Below are 19,367 nucleotides of genomic sequence, written 5' to 3' on the forward strand. Positions count from 1 at the left end.
TAACGAGCGTTTTTCATGCTCAAGGTTTCAACTTTGGATTAAAGCTTGATTTCTACGTTTACACCACTTGGAAGATCCAATTTCATCAACGCATCAACTGTTTTTTGAGTTGGGTTAACGATATCGATCAAACGTTTGTGTGTACGCATTTCGAATTGTTCGCGAGAGTCTTTGTATTTGTGAGTCGCACGAATAATGGTGTAGAGGCTACGCTCAGTTGGAAGTGGGATTGGACCCGCAACTTGTGCACCTGTACGAGTAGCTGATTCTACGATTTTTGCAGCCGCTGTGTCAAGCGTACGGTGTTCGTAAGCTTTCAAACGGATACGGATTTTTTTGTTTGCCATCTTTTTCTCCTTTTCGTCTATTTAAGATAATAGGCTAGCTCCACAAGAAAACCGACGCGCGTTGCGTGGCAATGCAACCGAGCGTGTCGCAACCTCTTGCATCAAAGCTAAGGCTGTAATTTACAGCACCATAATAGAATAACACAAAGCCCCTGCGATTGCAAGGGATTTGTTAGGTTTTTTTCGTTTTTTTTGGGATGAAACTGTTTTCCTATTTCATCTTCCTATGACTACTGATTTACGACCTTAAAATTTAGTCTTTTCTTCTATATAATATGAGCCATTTTGACCTTGAATTTATCTTCTGATTGATCCACTAAGATATCTGCTTTAGACTCGGTTTCTCTATAGTAACGCAGATACTGCTCCCGTCTCATTTGATGGCTAGCTAATACAAAAGATGCATCGCGATTTCTCATAGTCGTATCTCGAGCTAGGCGCCTCTTTAACTCTGTTTCTTCATCCGTGTAGAAACAGATAGTTTTGTCAAAGAGTTCCTTGGGTAGAAAGCCCACAGACATCCCTTCAACAATCAGAATCGGTTTTGCTCCAGACAAGACCTCGCTAGCCTTCCACGGTTCATCGATTGTCAAGACATCCATACCTGCCTGCAAAGCAAGAATATCTCTCTGTAAACTTGCCAGTTCATGCGCCACTGGGAGACAAGCCGTCACCTTTTGATCTGGCGCTTGCTTTGGTACTACCAGGTGACGTTCTGAGGTGATATAGGGATCTGTTTCTAGTAGATTTACCTTTTCAGAATCTAGGGCTTGGAACAATTCTTTAGCAAAGGTAGACTTTCCTGATGCACCGTGACCGTAAATCCCCAGTGTTTTGACTTTCCCCGTTTCGATCTCTGAAACCAGTTTGTCTACTAACTCTTTTTTCTTCATTCTCTCTTCACCTGTTCATAGCTTTCTTTTCCGTCATTGAGCTTGTCCCAAATCACTACTTGCCCACTTTTGAGGGATTTTTGCACATCAATAATCCGTTGATTAGAGGAACCTCGGAACTGGAGCATGAGATTGCGCTTGCTTTTGTCATAACGACCATCGACAAGGATGTCAATCAACGACAAGAGTTCCAGCTTGTCTGGAGTCTCCAGCATCATTTCCTCCCAGGTATATCCAGTCCAAGACCAGATGTCTTTATCTGGCAATTCCTTTCGAATGCGTTTAACGAGAGGCAAGAGAATCCCCGTATTGAGAAAGGGTTCTCCTCCTAGCAAAGTCAAGCCTTGAACATAGGGCTGGGCAAGGTCTTCCATAATCTGTTCTTCTAATTCTGCTGTATAGGGAATCCCTGCATTGAAAGACCAAGTCGCAACATTATAGCACCCTTCGCAGTGAAACATGCAACCTGATACATAGAGAGAGTTTCGCACACCTTCTCCATCGACAAAGTTAAAGGCCTTGTAGTCAATGATTCGCCCTTTACTAAGCTCCTCGCTTTTCCATTCACCTGGTTTTGGTGTATTCCATGTCATCCTTTTACTCCAAATCTATCCAGTAACGTTCTACGCCATTGCGAACATCCTCAAACGCCCCACCATTTGCCACAATCACCGCTCTGCTAGCCGGATTTTCCACACTGCAGGTCACAAGCGCTTTTTTGATATTCTTTTCCTTAGCAACTTGTAGACCTTGTCGGAGGGATTCTTTGGCATAACCCTTACCTCTTTCAGATGGACGAATGGAGTAGCCAATATGGCCCCCATTTTCTAGTAAGTAGTCATTTAATCGGAGACGAAGGTTGAGAAAGCCAAGAGCCTGGCCTGCTACGTCAAAACTAACCAGCTGGATAGCAGGAACCCAGTTTTCAGGAATATTGAGTCCCGCTTCCGCTTGAAGATTTTCTTCTAGCCACTCTTCATAAACAAAATTGTTGGCGTTCCAAAACCCACCATCGTGGGCTGATTGAGTCTGTTCAAACTCTGCCATCATCTCTAAAACTGTTTCTTTATCTGCCAATGTTGGTCTGCGTAGTATCATTTTCCCTCCAATTAAGAGAAAAGTGAGAGGCAACTCTCACTTTTATTTTTTCTTTGTTCTTGTTTAAAAACTGTTCTCTGAGGTTAAGCAAGCGTTCTTTTTTACCTGTTCCACCTTTAGAGTATTTCTCGTGATAACGGGTCACTTGTGCGCGTCCCTTATCGTCTAATTGGTATTTCCCCATTCCATTTCCTTCTAATTTGTTACTTCATGTCCTGCCGTTTTAATGGTTGAGCCATTCATGTGTTTGACACGCGCAGCGATTTCCTTGTGGCGTCCGTTAACCATCGGACGCGCTTGAGGATTTCCCAGATAACCACACGTACGTTTGACCACATCTACTGTTTTAGGGTCGCTATTGCCACAGTTGGGACAAGCAAAGCCTCTCTCAGTTGGTTCAAAATCCCCTTCAAAGTCACACTTGTAGCAACGATCAATCGGAGTATTGGTTCCTAGATAGCCGACACGGTCATAGGCATAATCCCAAACAGCTTCCAGGGCCTTAGGATTTTGTTGAAGAACTGGATACTCACAATAATGGATGAAACCACCTGACGCACCTGCTTCTGGATAAACTTTTTCAAAGTCTAATTTTTCAAACGGTGTTGGATTTTTACGGACATCATAGTGGAAAGAGTTGGTGTAGTATTCCTTGTCTGTAATATCAGGAATAGAGCCGAACTTCTCTGTATCCAAGCGACAGAAGCGGTCTGTCAAGCTTTCAGACGGTGTTGAGTAGATAGAGAAATGGTAACCATATTGGTCAGACCACTCTTCTACACGTCGTTTCATATCGCGAATGATATCCAGTGTGAATTCCTTGGCTTCAGGATTGCTTTCCCAGCTGTTTCCAAAGAAGACTGTAGCCACTTCGTACAAACCGATGTAACCCAGCGAAACTGTCGCACGGCGATTCTTAAAGAGTTGGTCAACACTTTCTTCTTTTCCAAGGCGGCGACCGAAGGCCCCGTACTGATAGAGGATAGGGGCATTCGCTGGTGTTGCTTCCTTGGTCCGTTCAACACGGTAAACCAAAGCATCTTCTGCGATGTTCATACGTTCATTGAAAATTTCCCAGAACTTATTCAGATCCCCTTCAGACTCGAGGGCGATACGAGGCAGATTGACCGTCACAACACCTAGATTCATACGACCTGAATTAACCTCAACACCATTCTCATCCTTCCATCCTTGGAGGAAGGAGCGACAACCCATAGGAACCTTGAAAGAACCTGTCAGTTCGATAATCTTATCATAGGACAAGACATCTGGGTACATCCGCTTGGTTGCACACTCAAGAGCCAACTGTTTGATGTCGTAGTTAGGTGAACCCTCTTCTAAGTTAAGGCCTCTTTTCAGCGTAAAGATGAGTTTAGGGAAGATAGCTGTACGGTGTTCTGAACCAAGCCCCTTGATTCGGATGTTCAGGATAGCTTTTTGAATTTCCCGCTCAAAACGATTGGTTCCCAGACCAAAACCGAGTGAAGTAAAAGGTGTTTGCCCATTTGAAGTAAAGAGAGTGTTGATTTCATACTCGAGAGATTGCATGGCATCGTAGATGTCTTTTTGCGTTTTCTTCCATGCGTAATCTTCCCGTTTATCAGGTAGGACCCACTCTTCCGCATCCTTGAGGTGTTTTTGATAATTCTTCTCCGCATAAGGTGCCAAGACTTCATCGATACGGTCAGCTGAACAGCCCCCGTACTGGCTAGATGCTACATTAGCGATGATTTGGGAAATCTGAGCTGTCGCAGTCTGGATAGACTTGGGACTCTCTACCTCTGCATTTCCAATCTTAAAACCATTTTCCAACATGCCTTTAAAATCAATCAAACAGCAGTTGGTCATCGGTGTGTAGGGACTGTAGTCCAAGTCATGATAGTGGATATCCCCTTTTTGGTGAGCATTGGCTACGTGCTTAGGAAGCATTTGCAGCCCGATTGATTTCCCAACAATTCCTGCTGTCAAATCACGCTGGGTGTTGAAGACATCGCTGTCTTTATTGGCATTTTCATTGACAACTGCCTGGTCTTTATTGAGAAGTTTATGGATACTAAAGTTGATATCTGTCGCTTTTGAGCGCTCAAAATCCCTTTGTGTCCGATAAGTGATATACTCCTCAGCTAGCGCATATTCTTTGGCTTCAAGGAGTTCATGTTCTACGACATTTTGAATTTCGTAAATCTTGACACCTTGAGGGAAGCGACTGTGAATTTCAGTGACGATTCTTTCAACCAGACCATTTAGGCGTTTTTCTACTAGAGGCGTAAGGTCCATAACCTTTTCCGCCGCCTTGTGGAGAGCCTTGTCAATCTTGTCAACATCAAACACTACACGTCTACCATCTCGTTTTTCAACGAATAAGGTGGGAACGGTTGCAAGCTTTTCTTCTAATACAATCATATCCATGCTCTTTTCTAAAATATTGTTGAATTGTTTATATTCAGTATTATACCACTCTAAAAATAAAAATCAATATCTTGTGTCAAAAATCCTAAAATTTTTAAAATTCCACAAGATATTGATTTTTTTATTTAGATTTATAAAGCTTGAATTCACTAGTATCTGTCTGAACAAGCTCATATTTCTCGCTGAGCCAGCTCTCTACATCCGACCACAAGGCAACTTTTTGATTGACCATAATCATCTTTGGTTGATTTTCTTTCAGGTCATTCATCAGTTTAGTTTTATTTTCGTCGCTTGCGGTATAGAGTGTTGGTGTCACTAGAGAAGTCGGCGCCAAGCGTTCACTTGCACGATAGAAATCTGGACGATCATCCCAAGCATAGACACGATCCTCAGAACTCGTTTGCTGTTTGACCAAACTAGCAAGACGTTCTCTCTCCTGATAAGTCGCCGGATGTGAAAGGTAGCGACTCAGGATAGGAAGAGCAATGAGGTAGGCAAGGGCAAGCAGTGGTAGATAGAAATTCCCTTTAATAAAAGAGGCTTTTTCCTCACGTCTTCTACGACGACTCCCTCCCTCCGAAACATCTTCCTTGATCCCTGTCAGAAGGAGCAAGACCAAGAAAGGAAGGAGAATAACGAGACGAGTACCGTTGACAGGTTCATTTGAGAGAATCAAGATTCCCAAAGAAACCAAGAATCCCAAGCTAGCAGCAATTGAGAGGGCATATTGCTTGGCTGGTTTTGACTGGAATAAACCAGTAAAGAGCAAACTAAGGGAACCTAGCCCCACTGCAAGTAAACCATAGAAGGCTGCATTTTCAAGCAAATGCGAATTTGAAAAGAGGCTAAGAGTATTTACCGGATACAAGGTCTGGCTAATGGCATCCCCAAAACTACCTGTCCACACTGTATAGTAGCCTAAAGGATAGAATAAGAGTGAAAATCCTAAGGCTGACGCAAAGAACTGATATAGACCATGAACAAAGTGACCTTTAGCTAGATTAAAGCCGATAATGCCCAAGGCCAGTACAGCCGCAAACAAGGTGGTTGGAATCGGCGCAAGGAAGAAAGCGAGAGCAAGACTCATCCCCACTCTTACAAATCCTTTGTCGTCATTTGGATAAGCTAAATAGTTCGTAACAATGCTCAATGAATAAAATAGGAAAGGCAAGGCTACTAAGAGAGCATAGCCACCACCAAAAGCGAGTCCCGCTACAAGCAAGTATAAAACAAAGACAACTCGTTTCGCTTCCTTTTCTTGGCCGACAAGAGTATCCGCAGCCTTAAAAAGAAAAACACCTGCTCCAAACAAGGCCAACCACTCAACCAAAGCAAGCAAAATACTGCCTTGAAAAAGATAGTTTAGAACATAATAGAGCAATCCCTCCGTTCCAAAGTAATCTGTATACATTTGACCATTTTGATGCAAGGCCCAACCTGTATAAAGATCCTGACTTTGTTGCGGACTGACTAAACTAAAAATAAAAGGCAGGACAACCGAAATGGCTGTGGCCACTAAACTCCAAAGCATGATACTAAAAAAGGGAATGGGAGCTCCTTCTCTCTTTTCTGGCGCTGACCAGTCTTGGTAATGAGATCCTTCTTGTTTCTCATCTATTTTCCCGTATACGTTCATTCAATTTCTCCTCTAAGTTTATCTGTTTTAGTATATCAAAATCTTACAGGAATGTCAGCTTGGGATTGATATTTGCTGAATTTCTTATCCAACAGCGCAAAGCGTTCGATTTCACGAAAACGGTGGAATCGACTATTTCTATACTCTCTGATAAAATCATCATCATCTAGATTAAGCATGGTTTTCTCCTTTACTTATCTATTCGTAAGAAAACAAAAAAGACCCAGCTTTGAGCTAGATCTTGGTGAATAGTTAGAGCATAGGTGCAAACAACTGGACAATTTCCTTGATCAGGCTTTGATACCAGCTGGTTTTGATTGTGTGGGGATAGATTTCTTGAGAAACTTTAAAAATCTCTTCGAAGTCTCTTTCAATATCGATGATGGACTGCGTTCTATAAAGCAAGACGGCATTTTCATAGTGATGAAGCAAACTCCGATAGTCAAAATTAATCGTTCCAACTGTTGCTGCTTCTCCATCGACCAGCATTTGCTTGCTATGAAGGAATCCCGGACTGTACTCATAAATACGAACCCCCGCAGATAGCAAATCTGGATAGGCTCCCCGAGTAACTAACTGAATAACCTTCTTATCTGGGATACAAGGTGTCACGATTCGCACATCTACCCCTCTCAACGCTGCATTTTTGATACTTTCGGTGAGATCATAGTCAGCAATCAGATAGGGTGTCGTGATATAAACATAGTCTGTAGCTTGATTGATAAGATTTTGATAGACCGTTTTTCCAACCTGGGCTCGGTAGATGGGTTTTGGTCCACTACTATAGGGAATACAGAGCCCCATCCCATCTTTTGGCTGATTTTCAAGATGGTATTGGTCAAAGTCGCTAATTTCCCCACGGTTGATGTACCAGGCAGATAAAAAGAGTCTGGTAAAAGCCTTAACTGCTGGTCCATCCAGACGAATACCGCTATCCTTCCAATAACCAAAGCGTTCGATATGGTTGATATACTCATCAGCCAGATTGATACCACCTGTATAGGCAAATTGACCATCGATAATCATGATTTTACGGTGGTCACGGTTGTTATAGGCAACAGTCAAGCGCGGAATCACCTTGTTAAATTTATGAGCTTCAATCCCTCGGCTACGAAGCTGGATGGTGTAATCTCCAGGCAAGGTTGCCATACAACCAATATCATCATAGAGGAGCTTCACCTCTACTCCTTGAGCTGCCTTTTCTTCCAAAATCTCCAAAATACTATTCCACATCAAACCTTCTTCGATGATATAGTATTCGAGAAAGATAAACTTCTCAGCTTTCTTGAGATCCTCTAGCATCTGATGCCACATGCTTTCACCAGATGCAAAAAATTGTGTATCCGTTCGATCATAGACATCAGCATTCGTGTCCATGCTGAGGAGTGATTTGATAACTCCGTAAGCCGACTTGTCTTGTTCCTTTAACTCCAAACGGAGGGCTCTGCTATTGTCCTCTCGGTCAACCATTGATTGGAGCTGCTTTAGCTGCTTCAATTCTTTTTTAGATAAACGACGTTCTCCAAACATGATATAGAGCAAAGGGCCAAAAACTGGCACAAAGGCTACTAACAGCCATGTTACCTTACTCTCAGGATTCATAGACCGATTGACAATCGATACAATGGTCGCTAAGCTCACTAAAATAACTAGGATAATCCAGAGAATCGGAGCCATCCGACCTAGATAGAGAAATAAACCAAAGACGATAAACAACTCTGCCAACATGATGGTAATACTAAAACCATATTTGGACATGAGTAGCTGCATTTTTCTAGCTGTCATACATCCCCTTCCTTTTCTAACATTCTCCTTAACTCCTTGATGAACTAATGTTTCTACTAGTATACCTCAGTTCAGGGGTAGATGGCAACCTTTTGCACTTGCTCAAGTTCCAGTCGTTCCGTGTTTAGATGATTATTACAATTTCAGAGCCAACATATTGACCGTCATACCAGCAGCAGTCCCCATAAGGTAGACGACATCTCCCTCCTTGATAAGTCCATGCTCCAAAGAATAAGCCAAGCCAAACGGTACAGAGACTGACACCATATTTCCATAGTCAGTGACGAGATTGAGGTACTGATCCTCAGCCACACCTAGTTTTTCCATAACCAAAGGAAGGGCGCGACTAGCTTGGTGAGGAATGATATAGTCCACGTCTGCCAAGGCTAGCTGTGTTTTTTCTTGAAACTCTTCAAACATGACTGGGATTTTACGAGCAGATAAGAGGAGGATTTTCTTCCCCTTCATGTCAAACATATAGTTGGTCTTAGTCGCTTCAGAGTACTCTTTTGGTTGAAAAGAAGTTAGACCTCCACGAATCTCCGTATCGTGAGCTCCTTCTGACCAAGTACGTTGGAGACTAGCAATGACCCCTTTTTCCTGATGACTTTTTTGGAAAATAAAGGCTGCTGCCCCGTCACTAAAGAGTTCAAAACTTTCTTTTTGCTTGGGATTGAGCCCTAAACTTCCAACCTCACTAGACACAATCAAGACACGATTGTATTCGCCCGCCTCAATCAAGTGGGACATAGTCGATAGAGCAGAAATAAAGCTGGTACAGGTTGTATTGATGTCCATTGCTGGAATTGAGAGTCCTTTTGCCACGCGCTCATGAATCAAGGCAGCCGTACAAGGAATCGGCTGAACACCAACTGCACTAGCTGATACAAGGCAATCGATATCTTTAATATCCAAATTTGCATGTTCAAGTGCACGGTGGATAGCTTCTTCTGCCAAGTCGAGTTGCGTTTCTTCATTTTCCACTACACGATAACGGGTCTGGTCTTTAAATTGAACTGTATGCTTTGGAAGGCAAATGCCATAACCTACGATTTCTACATGTCTTTTTACTTCTGTCATTGTCTTTTTTCCTTTCATAAACGTTGGATTCGTTTGAGTTTACGGCTAGTATCCCAGTGATAATCTGAAAATTGGATTTGAGGAACTATGAACTCTTTTTGCTGGGCCAAGAGTTGGAACTGTGCTAAAATTGCTGTCTCTACGTCCTCATCTCGTCGGCTTAGACAAACTTCCACTAACTTCTCAGAATGTTGCTTGACTTGGTAATCTCCTACATTCTCCACAAAGAGGATGCATCGCCTGATAAAGTCAGGATAGATGGTCACTTGACCCCCATCCAGTCCTTCGAAATAGAAGATGTCATCAGAGCGTCCTTCAACCTTGTCAATCCGTGTATAGTAGGAGCCACAGGGACAAGGCTCCGGATTTTCAACCAAGATATCATTGAGCTGGTAGCGATAAACAGGCTGACTAGTTCGTTTAAAGTCCGTAATCACTGGATAAAAACGGCGATCATCCAGATAATCTTTTTCCACATAGATAATATCTTCGTTGAGATGCAGATTGCCAGCTGAGCAAGTACAGGCTAGGAAGCCTTCTGTCGCCTGATATACTTGGTCAATGATGGATAGTGAAAAGGCTTCTGCAATCCGTCCCTTATCACTATCTTCCAAGATTTCCGCCACCGAAACGATTTTTTGTGGGTGAATAGCTAACTCTCCATCCTTGAGACGCTTGCTCAATTCAATTAACATTGAGGCTGGTGCCACAATAATCGTTGGTTGATAGTTGTTGAGTCGCTCTATATGCTCATCTGTATGTTTAAAAATATCAAAGTACTCTAACCGAATGAGCGCTGTATTGATGGTCTGATAGAGTTCATTATCAGCTCTCAGGAAAAAGGCGATACGGTGCCCAAAAAGCTGACCCTTTGGCAACATCTTGGCCAAGATAGCCGCTGCCCACATACTTCGCTCTTTCTCTGTTGTGATAAAGAGCCCCCGATGTCCAGATGTCCCTGAAGATAGACCGACGGCCACTTCACCTTTGAGCTCGGTAAAATCACGGGTCTGTTCACTTTCAATAGCCAAGGCCAAGGCTTCATCTCTATCCACTCCTTGGGTGTTGAGCTCATTAAAATGTTCCATCATAAAAGCCTTGTCCATATGATCAAAGTTGCTAGGAACCCCATTTTTAAAGTAGGGAGACTCTCGCTTTAAAAAATTCATATAGTTAGCTAATTGCTTTTTCTGATAGTTTTCTACAGCTTCTCGAGATTTGAAATGATGAAGCCAACGCGTTTGGATAAAAGTTTTAAGAAAGGTTATTTTTTTCATACAAAATCCGCTCGATCCTTTCTACAGGGTCATGGCTAACAATTGCCTCAATACCGTCTCTCAAGACTTCCTCCAGAAACTCTGTCCCCTTGATATAGTCTGCCTTATTGTCCTGAATCAGGGAAGGAAGCAGGTGCATCTGCTTGGTATAAGGTAAGAGATCAATTCCCCAACAGAGGTCTGCTGCAATGAGAAGATTAAGCTCTGGAAGATACAGACAGGCTTGCCCCCTAGCATGCCCGTCAACAGAAGCAACTAGGATACTGCCATCTCCGAAAAGATCACAAATCGGACGATAGGGAAAAGTTGAATCTTGCTGGTCAGCTCTGATAATGGTTAGATTTTCTTCAAAAGAAGCTGGCAAAAATTCCTTGAAAATCAAGTCTTTCAACTTGGGTTTCTGGTAAACTTCAAAAACCTCTTGAGTCAGGATAAATTGAGCATTCGGGAAAAAACTTGCTCCTCCCAGATGATCTGGATGTAGGTGCGATAGAAGAACATAGTTAATTTCTTCTGGTTTGATTCCCTTCGCTTCTAACAAACGTGAAATTTGGTCCTTCTCCGTCATTTGAACAGGTGTTCCTAGTCGATAGAAACCATAGCGAAGCTTCGTCTTAATATCATAGTGATAGCCAGTATCATAGAGGAGATAGCCCTTGTCCCTGTGTTTGATAAGAAAAACACCTGCTGGAAAGGTCATCTTTTGATTCTTGACTCCCTTAAATAGCAAACCTGTGTAGCTGGTACAGTAGCCTGCTGGGAAATAATCAATGCTTTCGATAATCTCGGACATATTGTTCAATCCCTTCCGAAATACTGATTTGAGGGCGATAACCCAAGTCTCGCTCCGCCTTGCTGATGTCCAGCGTCTGGCTATAACGGAGCAGATAATAGGTATAGCGTGTCAGAGGCGGTTCGCCTTTGAGATGCAAGATCTTGTAAATAAACTCTAGCGTACTCGCAATAGCTGACAGAAGAGGAGCCGGCACTTTTCGGTATGTTATCGGATAGCCTAACCCTCTCAAGGTTTCTTCTATCAAATCCTTAAAAGCTCTTGGTTCCCCATTAGTAATATTATAAACTTCGCCACTAGCTTGAGGGGCCTCTAGAGCCAAACGAATGGCCAGAGCAACATTTTCCACACAGGTCATATCCATGAGCTGACGACCATCCCCTATCAAGGGAATGCCAATCTTCTGACTGAGTTTGAGAACTCGGGGCAAAATACTGGTATCCCCAATCCCAAAAATCCCACGAGGTCGTAAGATAATACTTGGAACATCAGGATAATCCTTAAACAGCTTCTCCGAAGCCAGCTTACTACGAATGTAGTTATTCAGATTATTTTCCTGAGGCGCAGCACTTTCTTTGATAGCTAGTTGGTCTCTAGGAGCAGCATAGATGCTAGGTGAGGATACGTAAACCAAGCGCTGAATACCAGTCTCTCGACAAGCATCCAGAACATACTTGGTCCCTAAGACATTTGTCTGGTAGAAATCCACCCAAGGTCCCCAGACGGTAGAAAGAGCACCCGCATGCACAATCATGTCCATCCCCTGACAAGCCCGAGCCAAGTCCTCTTGCTTGGTCAAATCTCCCTGAAAAAATGATACTAGGGAGTTCTCCAAAGACTGGCCCGCCTTGCGATTGCGTCCAAAAGCGCGTACCTGATAGCCCTGCTGACTGAGCTCTTCAACAACATACTTACCTAGAAAGCCCGTAGCACCTGTTACTAATACTTTCTTCATATCCTATTTCTCCTTGTCCCCTAAGAGCCGATGTATTTCGCTCTTCAGAATCTCTGTTGGCTGATAGATTTGAGCTGCACGACTAAGTTTGTTCAATTCTGACCAGCCATCTCTAGCCAATAGCTCACCAAAAGCGCGTCCAATCGCTTCTCTATCCTCTCGTTTAGCAGTCAAGGCAATCCCTGCTTCTAGCCCACGAACTGCATAGTCATACTGATCATAGTCATGAGGGAGAATCAAGGCAGGCTTGCCATAGATGATACACTGGTAAAAAATACCCGCACCGCCATGATGAATGACATAGTCCATCTGGGGAATGTATTCCTTATAGGGAAGATAGGATACCACAGAAACATTGTCCATGACCTCCTCACATTGGAAATCTTGTCCGCCGAACCCCAGAGTTACAAAGAAGTGACAGTCCGGATGGGCTTTTGCCAATTGTTGTGTCTGATAGAGGAGATTGTCTTTGGCCCATGCTAGCTGAGTGCCGCAGGAGACAAGGACCTTCTTATACCCTGCATAAGGAGCCAAATCAAGGGGGTAATTCTCTGCCCTCTCAATCGAAGAGCCAAAAGGTCCCACCCAAAGGTAATGCTCTGGAAAACCGCTTTTCAGCTCCAACTCTTTCATCCCAATTCCCAAGATGGAATAGGGTGAATAGATGGTTTCCTGACCTTTCTGATTGTAGAGCTTAAAATCGTAACGTTTCAATCGTTCTCTCAATAAAAAGGTTACGATTCGTTTCCCTAAACAAGTCCCTTTTCTTCCTAGCCATTGCTGGGCAGATTGGAAAGATGTTTTTGGACTGCCCATTCCTCCAAAGAAACAAGGCGGTCCATCTGTCGTTTCAATGGCAAACTGTGTCGCCATCGTGGTAATCCAGGGAATATTCAACTGTTCCGCTACAAGTCCTCCAGAGAGGGTTATAAAATCCGCAATCACAATATCAGGTCGATTTTCCTGCCACTCTTGCATTAATTGATCTGAAACCACATTGATCAAATCAAGACTAGCTGACAACTGTCGATAAGCAGAAATAAAGTTTAACTGCCCTTCATTGTTGGCTACACGCTCAAACTCATCTACAGAATTTTCTAAAATGGGAATCACCCGGAATCCCATCTCCTCTGCTACAGTTTTTCGTTGCGGTCCTGTAAATAATCGAATCTCATACAAGGGATCCTTCAACAAGGGTGCGAGTAGATTGAGGGTCGGGAAGAGATGCCCACTTAAGGGCACTACAACCACATCAATTTTGACTTTTCTCATATGTCTAGGATAGCAAATTTTTAAAAAAAGAACTACCAAAATGATAGTTCTTCCCAATATTATTTATATTTTGAGGAATAAGTCCCTTCCACTCTACTTGATTTTTAGAAGAGTTCTTTGTAGAGAGTAATGGTTTCTTCTAAAGTTGGCATGAATGGATTTCCTGGTGCACAGGCATCAATCAAAGCATTCTTAGAAAGGTAGTCAAAATCAAAGTCTTTTTCTTGGATACCGAGTTCAGTGAGTTTCTTCGGAATACCTACTGTTTCAGACAGTTTCTCAATTTCAGCAATAGCATAGTCAGCGCATTCCTGGTCTGTTTTCCCTTCAACATGGAGTCCCAAGGCCTTGGCTACATTGCGAAAAGCTTCTGGTACACGTTTGGCATTTTCACGTTCTACAACTGGGAGAAGCATGGCACAGCAGACACCATGCGGCAAGTTATATACCGCACCGAGTTGGTGAGCCATAGAATGAACATAGCCCAAACCAGCATTGTTAAAGCTCATACCACCGAGGAAGATGGCATTGACCATCGCCTCACGCGCTTCGATATCTTGTCCATTAGCCACAGCACGAGGAAGATATTCCTTGATGAGTTCAATCGCTCCGATAGAGAGTTTCTTGGTCACATTATAAGCACCTGGTGTTACCAAGGCTTCGACAGCATGGGTAAGAGCATCCATACCTGTCGCCGCTGTCAATCCTTTCGGTTTTGAAAGCATGAGTTCTGGATCATTGACAGAGATGAGGGCAAGGCTGTTCTTATCAACCATTACCATCTTGACCTTGCGTTCTTCGTCAGTAATGACATAGTTAATGGTAATTTCTGCAGAAGTTCCAGCTGTTGTATTGATCGCAACCACTGGCAACCCTTTTTTAGCAGACTTGTGGAGACCTTCGTAGTCCTGTGGTTTTCCACCATTTGTAGCGATGATAGAGATACAACTAGCTGCATCCTGTGGAGACCCACCACCAAGACTGATGATAAAGTCACATCCATGTTCTTTCAAGGCTGCCACTCCTTCTGTGACATTCTTACAAGTCGGATTCGGCTCCACATCGCTAAAGATCACATATTCGATCCCTTCAGCATCTAATGGTTTTAGGACCTTAGGTAAAATATCGCTGCCTTCGATGAACTTGTCTGTCACCAAAAGAGCCTTCTTATACCCCAGTTCCTTGATATACGGACCTACTTCATTTACAACACCTTTACCAATAAGGTTAACCGATGGAACGTAAAATGTAGCCATATGCTTTTCCTCCTGCGCCTCTGCGCTATTTGATTATTTACTATAAGTATACGACCTTATAAGAAGTATTACAAATATTTGTAAGCGTTTTAAGTAAAAAGTTAGTAAAGAACAGCCAGCCACTTTTTCAAGAAAAAAGCTCCAAAAAGATAGCTTTCATCTCATTGGAACTTTTACTTAATCATTATTGCTTAGTTAATACCACTCGGTCAGATGCCTCTCGGTCCATATCATCGATAATCAATTGATTACCATTAACCGTGTAAATTTTGACATCATCACCGATAATGACACGTTGATTTTCTGGCTCAAAGCTGACTTGCTTGATTTCCTTATCTCCATCTGGCTCGACCTCAGTCCATGTACCAGTTTTACCTGTTACAACAAGAGTGATTTGGTCATTCTCATCTTTTCCAGTATAGGTACCATCGATATTCGTAGGTTGAGCTACAGTAGTGTCCTGACTTGAGGATGCCTGTGGTTGACTAGCACTTGTCGTAGCGCTAGAAGATGATTCTTGTTGAGTAGATGATTGTTGAGCAGATTGCTGGGTAGGTGCTTGTGTCTTAGATCCACAAGCTGCTAAAAGACTAAGAATTGCTAGGGAAGCAATAGAAAGTGTGAATGTTTTTGTTTTCATAGCGATTTCCTTTCTTTTGTGCCAATGTTTTGCTGGATCAGTTTCCAGATGTACCTCCTACCTCAAGTATAACAACTTAAGCCTAGAAGGTCAACTAATCCCATCGCTTCCTAGCAAACTCGCTCGGACTTCTGAGATAAAGTAGAGGGATCCCGTCACGAAAAGCAGGTCCTGATCGTTGGCCTTTTCTTCAAATTCTCTGATAAAATCACCATAGGAAGAAATTAAATCGTAACCCGCCACATCCTTCTCATCCAAAGATCCTTGGTAGTCAAAGCCCGTTACCTTAAGTTCCACCTGAGGCAACTGCTCAGATAGATAGCCCAACATCCCTTGATAGTCTTTGCGTTTAAGAGCACCAAAAAGGATACGGACTTGATAGCCTTGCTGGATTTTCCCTTGGATAAACTCGACCAACCGGGTTAAGGCTGGAAGATTGTGAGCCCCATCTAGGTAGATTTGCGGACGAATCCGTTCCAATCGACCTGCCCAGTGAGTCTTCTTCAAAGCCTGTCTGACAAATTCTTCTTCGACCCTTTCACCTATTGATGCCATAAACAGAAGAAAAGTTTCTAAAGCCAAGGCGGCATTTTCTTGCTGATAAGCACCTTCCAAACCGATTTCAAGCTGTGAAAAGTTTGCTAGCTTACTTGAAAAATTCCCAGCATTCAAGGTGAAGTCTCGCCCAGCTTGATAAAGTTCAACAGCTAACTCTTTTGCTCTTTTTTGACAGACAAGCTCCGCTTCTGGAGTAAGCTTGGCAATGACCGCCTGCTTGCCAGCCTTGAAAATACCAGCTTTCTGCTTGGCTATTTCCTCCAGACTATCGCCCAAGGTCTCCTGATGATCTAGCCCAATGGAGGTAATAACTGCAATCTCTCCAGTTACGACATTAGTGGTGTCAAGCAGACCACCAATCCCCACTTCTAGCAGAACTAGCTCCACTCCCTGCTCTTTAAAGTAAAGCAAGGCAATCAAGGTCAACAACTCAAAAAAGGACAACTGGTCATGAGTTTCCAAAAGAGTTTTTTCCATCTCCTTGACTTGGTTAGCTATACGGATAAAGTCTTCCTCTGCGATTGGTTGCCCATTGATACAGATTCGATCATGGATACTGATGATATGGGGAGAGGTAAAAGTACCAACTTTTTTACCATGAGCAACAAACAACTCCCTCATAAAGGCAATAGTTGACCCTTTACCGTTAGTCCCTGTTACGTGGATAATAGGATAAGTCCTCTCTGGATTCCCCAGCAAATCCACCGCTCGCTGCATTCGTCCAAGACCGGATCTAAAGTTTAAACCAATCCGACTATGAAGCCATTCTTCTACTTCAAACATACATGTCTCCTTAACAAAAGTCCAATCAACTACCGCATCAAAGTATGATTACAAATAAAAGCGAGGCCGGGACTAAAATCCCGACCTCTTACCTGGTTAGCTAATCACTAGCTACTATGAATTTCAACGTGGGCTAAAAACGTCCCCTGGAATTACTTACGGTCTTTATTTTTAGCGTAAGGGTAAAAATGTTCCCCGAACGTTCCTGCTTTTTCTTATTTCTAGAAGCAGGGCTGATACAGTCTCCCAGACTTACCAGTTCTCTCTTATTTAAAGGAACTGGGCTAAAAACGTCCCCCGAACGTTCCTGCGTTTCTCATTTCTGGCGCAGGGCTAAAAACGTTCCCCGAACGTTTTTACTCCTCCTTAAAACTATTGAAGACTTCTTCAATCATGTTCCATTCGTCTTCTGAGTCTTCTGGGATTGGTTGCAATTCGCCTTCTGTTCCGTCTTCGTTTTCGATGAATGAGTAAGCTTGGATTTCAACTTCACCATTTTCATCTTCTTCTGCGTTAACTGGCACTAGAAGAACATAGTTTTTACCAAATTCTTCTTTCCCATCGATGGTCAAAAGAATTTCAAACAAGGTTTCATTTCCTTGCTCGTCTACTAGTGTAATCAATTCACGTTCTTCGTGGTCATGGTTGTGATCGTGTGACATAGTTTCTCCTCTGTCTTAAAATTTTCTATCTAAATAATTTTGCAAAATCAGCTGAGCAGCTAACTTATCAATAACTTTCTTGCGTTTGTTACGGCTGATATCTGCTTGTTCAATCAACATACGCTCCGCAGCGACCGTTGTCAAACGCTCATCCTGATAGTCTACTGGCAAACCAAAGAGTTCTTCTAGCTTGGCACCATAGGCTTGACTGGCTTCTACTCGCGGACCGCTGGTATTGTTCATATTTTTAGGCAGACCCACTACAAAGCGCTCCACCTTATAGCTGTCAACCAATTCCTTGATACGGTCAAAACCAAACTGGCCCTGATCCTCATTAATCTGGATGATTTCAAGTCCTTGAGCAGTGAAGCCTAGTGGGTCACTAATAGCAACGCCTACCGTTTTTGAACCGACGTCCAATCCCATAATTCTCATAGATTATAGATCGACTCCTTGTCCTTTAAGGTAGTAGCGTACCAATTCTTCAACAATTTCATCACGCTCATACTTACGGATTTGATTTCGTGCATTGTTATAACGAGGAACGTAGGCAGGGTCACCACTCAATACATAACCGACGATCTGGTTAATCGGATTGTAGCCCTTGTCATTCAAAGAAGCATAGACGTCTGTCAACGTTTCGCTAATTTCTTTCTTATTGGAATCATCCAATTTAAACCGTACAGTTTCTTCAGTAAATCCCATTCTAACACCCTCTTTCCTTAGAATAGTACTATTATAGCATATTTCCTTACGTTCTACAAATAAATCAGTTTGTTTATTTGGATTTTCTTACTGTTCTACCGCCCCATTTGCCACTCTGTCAGCAATATACTGGCTAGGTTCGTTTTTTAAGAGATTTTCAAGACCAATATTTTTTAAATATTCTAGTTGAGATGCCTTTTTGACATCCAAAACTTGAAAATCATAAGTCGTTGTGGTCTGGATTTCTGTCTCGCTGAGTAGCTTGGTTTCCAGTGTAAATCCTGCCAGTTTGCGCGCCTCTTGGATAGTCTCATCCTTTTCTTCTGCTTCAAGAAGCGCTTTTTGCGTTTCCTCTAGGCCATTTTCAGAGATAAAGGTCTTGAGTTCATCGCCGACAGGTCGTTTTTGCTGGTTGGTCAAGGTCAAAAACTGATTGCCTTTATAGGTAATGGTCTGAATCTGCTGCGTTCCATTTTCTGACTTCGGCATCAGCAAGGTCTTGGTGACAACCGTATTCTTTTCGGCATTGTCCAAAACGGGAAGGTTGGATTGGAGAGGTTCAGATGCTGTTGTAGAAGCAGCAGGGGTTTCCTTTTTTTGCCCACATCCCGCAAGCAAAAAGAGGAGAGCAAAACTAGCAATTAGTAACTTTTTCATAATTCCTCACTTGATTTTAAAACAAAAGAGCAAACAAGGCCAGGAGTCACTCCCAGCCTTGATGTTTTATAGAGCTGCACGTAGACGTGCTTCTGCATTTTCTACATTACGGACAGAGCGTGGCAAGAAGGCACGGATATCATCTTCTTTATAGCCGACTTGCAGGCGCTTCTCATCAACGAGAATCGGACTCTTTAAGATCCGTGGTGTTTCCATGATTAAGTTGAGCACTTCATTGACACTCAAATCCTCGATGTCAACTCCAAGTGCCTTAGCGTAGCGGTTTTTTGACGAAACGATACTGGCAATTCCATTATCTGTTTTCGTGAGAATATCTAATAACTCTTCTCTCGTAATTCCTTCTTTACCAAGATTTTGTTCTTTATAACTTAACTGGTGGGCATTGAGCCAGGTTTTCGCTTTTTTACAGCTAGTACAACTTGAGACTGTATAAATTTTGATCATGTACCTACCCCTTTCGCTACATGTTACTATCAGTTTAGTCTATTATACCATAAAAAACATCCGACTTGCGACCTATTTTTAAAATAATTTAACTTT

The 19,367-nt window shown here is 42.7% G+C and carries 22 protein-coding genes; all 22 read right to left on the reverse strand.

What is annotated here, in order from left to right:
* Positions 1-38 precede the first annotated feature (38 nt).
* A complete protein-coding gene (gene rpsJ / locus SOR_RS08675) occupies positions 39-347 on the reverse strand; it encodes a 30S ribosomal protein S10 (protein ID WP_001284513.1) in 309 nt (102 codons plus the stop codon).
* A gap of 266 nt (positions 348-613) precedes the next feature.
* Positions 614-1,240: a uridine kinase family protein gene (locus SOR_RS08680; protein ID WP_000726040.1), complete on the reverse strand. Its 627-nt coding sequence runs from the start codon at positions 1,238-1,240 to the stop codon at positions 614-616.
* Positions 1,237-1,833, reverse strand: coding sequence for an anaerobic ribonucleoside-triphosphate reductase activating protein (gene nrdG, locus SOR_RS08685; RefSeq protein ID WP_000220159.1), 597 nt, complete (start codon positions 1,831-1,833; stop codon positions 1,237-1,239). Before nrdG ends, SOR_RS08680 begins: the two co-directional genes overlap by 4 nt.
* Positions 1,834-1,837: 4 nt before the next feature.
* Positions 1,838-2,338 (reverse strand): GNAT family N-acetyltransferase, encoded by a 501-nt coding sequence (locus tag SOR_RS08690; protein WP_013670284.1) that lies wholly within the window; start codon positions 2,336-2,338, stop codon positions 1,838-1,840.
* Positions 2,307-2,522: a hypothetical protein gene (locus tag SOR_RS10215; RefSeq protein ID WP_000521634.1), complete on the reverse strand. Its 216-nt coding sequence runs from the start codon at positions 2,520-2,522 to the stop codon at positions 2,307-2,309. Before SOR_RS10215 ends, SOR_RS08690 begins: the two co-directional genes overlap by 32 nt.
* 11 nt (positions 2,523-2,533) lie before the next feature.
* Positions 2,534-4,741, reverse strand: coding sequence for an anaerobic ribonucleoside-triphosphate reductase (gene nrdD / locus SOR_RS08700; RefSeq protein ID WP_013670285.1), 2,208 nt, complete (start codon positions 4,739-4,741; stop codon positions 2,534-2,536).
* A 127-nt stretch (positions 4,742-4,868) separates the two neighbouring features.
* The gene (locus tag SOR_RS08705; RefSeq protein ID WP_001103721.1) at positions 4,869-6,383 is read right to left on the reverse strand and encodes a hypothetical protein; all 1,515 of its coding nucleotides are present in this window, start codon (positions 6,381-6,383) and stop codon (positions 4,869-4,871) included.
* Positions 6,384-6,418: 35 nt separating this feature from the next.
* Positions 6,419-6,562, reverse strand: a complete 144-nt coding sequence (locus tag SOR_RS10260; RefSeq protein ID WP_000933173.1) for a hypothetical protein — start codon at positions 6,560-6,562, stop codon at positions 6,419-6,421.
* Positions 6,563-6,635: 73 nt separating this feature from the next.
* Complete coding sequence (gene cls / locus SOR_RS08710; RefSeq protein WP_000126978.1) at positions 6,636-8,168, reverse strand: cardiolipin synthase; 1,533 nt, start codon at positions 8,166-8,168, stop codon at positions 6,636-6,638.
* A gap of 135 nt (positions 8,169-8,303) precedes the next feature.
* On the reverse strand, positions 8,304-9,248 hold the full coding sequence (locus tag SOR_RS08715) for a 3-oxoacyl-[acyl-carrier-protein] synthase III C-terminal domain-containing protein (protein WP_000141199.1): 945 nt from the start codon (positions 9,246-9,248) through the stop codon (positions 8,304-8,306).
* A gap of 14 nt (positions 9,249-9,262) precedes the next feature.
* Entirely contained in the window at positions 9,263-10,525 is a 1,263-nt protein-coding gene (locus SOR_RS08720) for a F390 synthetase-related protein (RefSeq protein WP_000724368.1), read from the reverse strand.
* Positions 10,503-11,318: an MBL fold metallo-hydrolase gene (locus tag SOR_RS08725; RefSeq protein WP_001289511.1), complete on the reverse strand. Its 816-nt coding sequence runs from the start codon at positions 11,316-11,318 to the stop codon at positions 10,503-10,505. Before SOR_RS08725 ends, SOR_RS08720 begins: the two co-directional genes overlap by 23 nt.
* The gene (locus tag SOR_RS08730; protein ID WP_000757302.1) at positions 11,293-12,273 is read right to left on the reverse strand and encodes an NAD-dependent epimerase/dehydratase family protein; all 981 of its coding nucleotides are present in this window, start codon (positions 12,271-12,273) and stop codon (positions 11,293-11,295) included. Before SOR_RS08730 ends, SOR_RS08725 begins: the two co-directional genes overlap by 26 nt.
* 3 nt (positions 12,274-12,276) lie before the next feature.
* Positions 12,277-13,545, reverse strand: a complete 1,269-nt coding sequence (locus tag SOR_RS08735; RefSeq protein ID WP_013670286.1) for a glycosyltransferase — start codon at positions 13,543-13,545, stop codon at positions 12,277-12,279.
* A 104-nt stretch (positions 13,546-13,649) separates the two neighbouring features.
* Positions 13,650-14,801 (reverse strand): iron-containing alcohol dehydrogenase, encoded by a 1,152-nt coding sequence (locus tag SOR_RS08740; protein ID WP_000190434.1) that lies wholly within the window; start codon positions 14,799-14,801, stop codon positions 13,650-13,652.
* A 184-nt stretch (positions 14,802-14,985) separates the two neighbouring features.
* Positions 14,986-15,441 carry an SP_0198 family lipoprotein gene (locus SOR_RS08745; RefSeq protein WP_000853137.1) on the reverse strand — a complete coding sequence of 152 codons (456 nt, stop codon included), beginning with the start codon at positions 15,439-15,441 and terminating at the stop codon, positions 14,986-14,988.
* A 90-nt stretch (positions 15,442-15,531) separates the two neighbouring features.
* A complete protein-coding gene (locus tag SOR_RS08750) occupies positions 15,532-16,782 on the reverse strand; it encodes a bifunctional folylpolyglutamate synthase/dihydrofolate synthase (RefSeq protein WP_000464352.1) in 1,251 nt (416 codons plus the stop codon).
* A 356-nt stretch (positions 16,783-17,138) separates the two neighbouring features.
* Positions 17,139-17,444: a DUF1292 domain-containing protein gene (locus SOR_RS08755; RefSeq protein ID WP_000017623.1), complete on the reverse strand. Its 306-nt coding sequence runs from the start codon at positions 17,442-17,444 to the stop codon at positions 17,139-17,141.
* A gap of 15 nt (positions 17,445-17,459) precedes the next feature.
* Positions 17,460-17,879 carry a Holliday junction resolvase RuvX gene (gene ruvX / locus SOR_RS08760; RefSeq protein WP_002876031.1) on the reverse strand — a complete coding sequence of 140 codons (420 nt, stop codon included), beginning with the start codon at positions 17,877-17,879 and terminating at the stop codon, positions 17,460-17,462.
* Positions 17,880-17,882: 3 nt separating this feature from the next.
* Complete coding sequence (locus SOR_RS08765) at positions 17,883-18,149, reverse strand: IreB family regulatory phosphoprotein (RefSeq protein ID WP_000507059.1); 267 nt, start codon at positions 18,147-18,149, stop codon at positions 17,883-17,885.
* An 87-nt stretch (positions 18,150-18,236) separates the two neighbouring features.
* Positions 18,237-18,806: an SP0191 family lipoprotein gene (locus SOR_RS08770; protein WP_000734689.1), complete on the reverse strand. Its 570-nt coding sequence runs from the start codon at positions 18,804-18,806 to the stop codon at positions 18,237-18,239.
* Between the two features lie 66 nt (positions 18,807-18,872).
* Positions 18,873-19,271, reverse strand: coding sequence for a transcriptional regulator Spx (gene spx / locus SOR_RS08775; protein WP_000591165.1), 399 nt, complete (start codon positions 19,269-19,271; stop codon positions 18,873-18,875).
* Positions 19,272-19,367 lie beyond the last annotated feature (96 nt).

The sequence above is a fragment of the Streptococcus oralis Uo5 genome, assembly GCF_000253155.1.
GTDB classification, from domain to species: domain Bacteria; phylum Bacillota; class Bacilli; order Lactobacillales; family Streptococcaceae; genus Streptococcus; species Streptococcus oralis_L.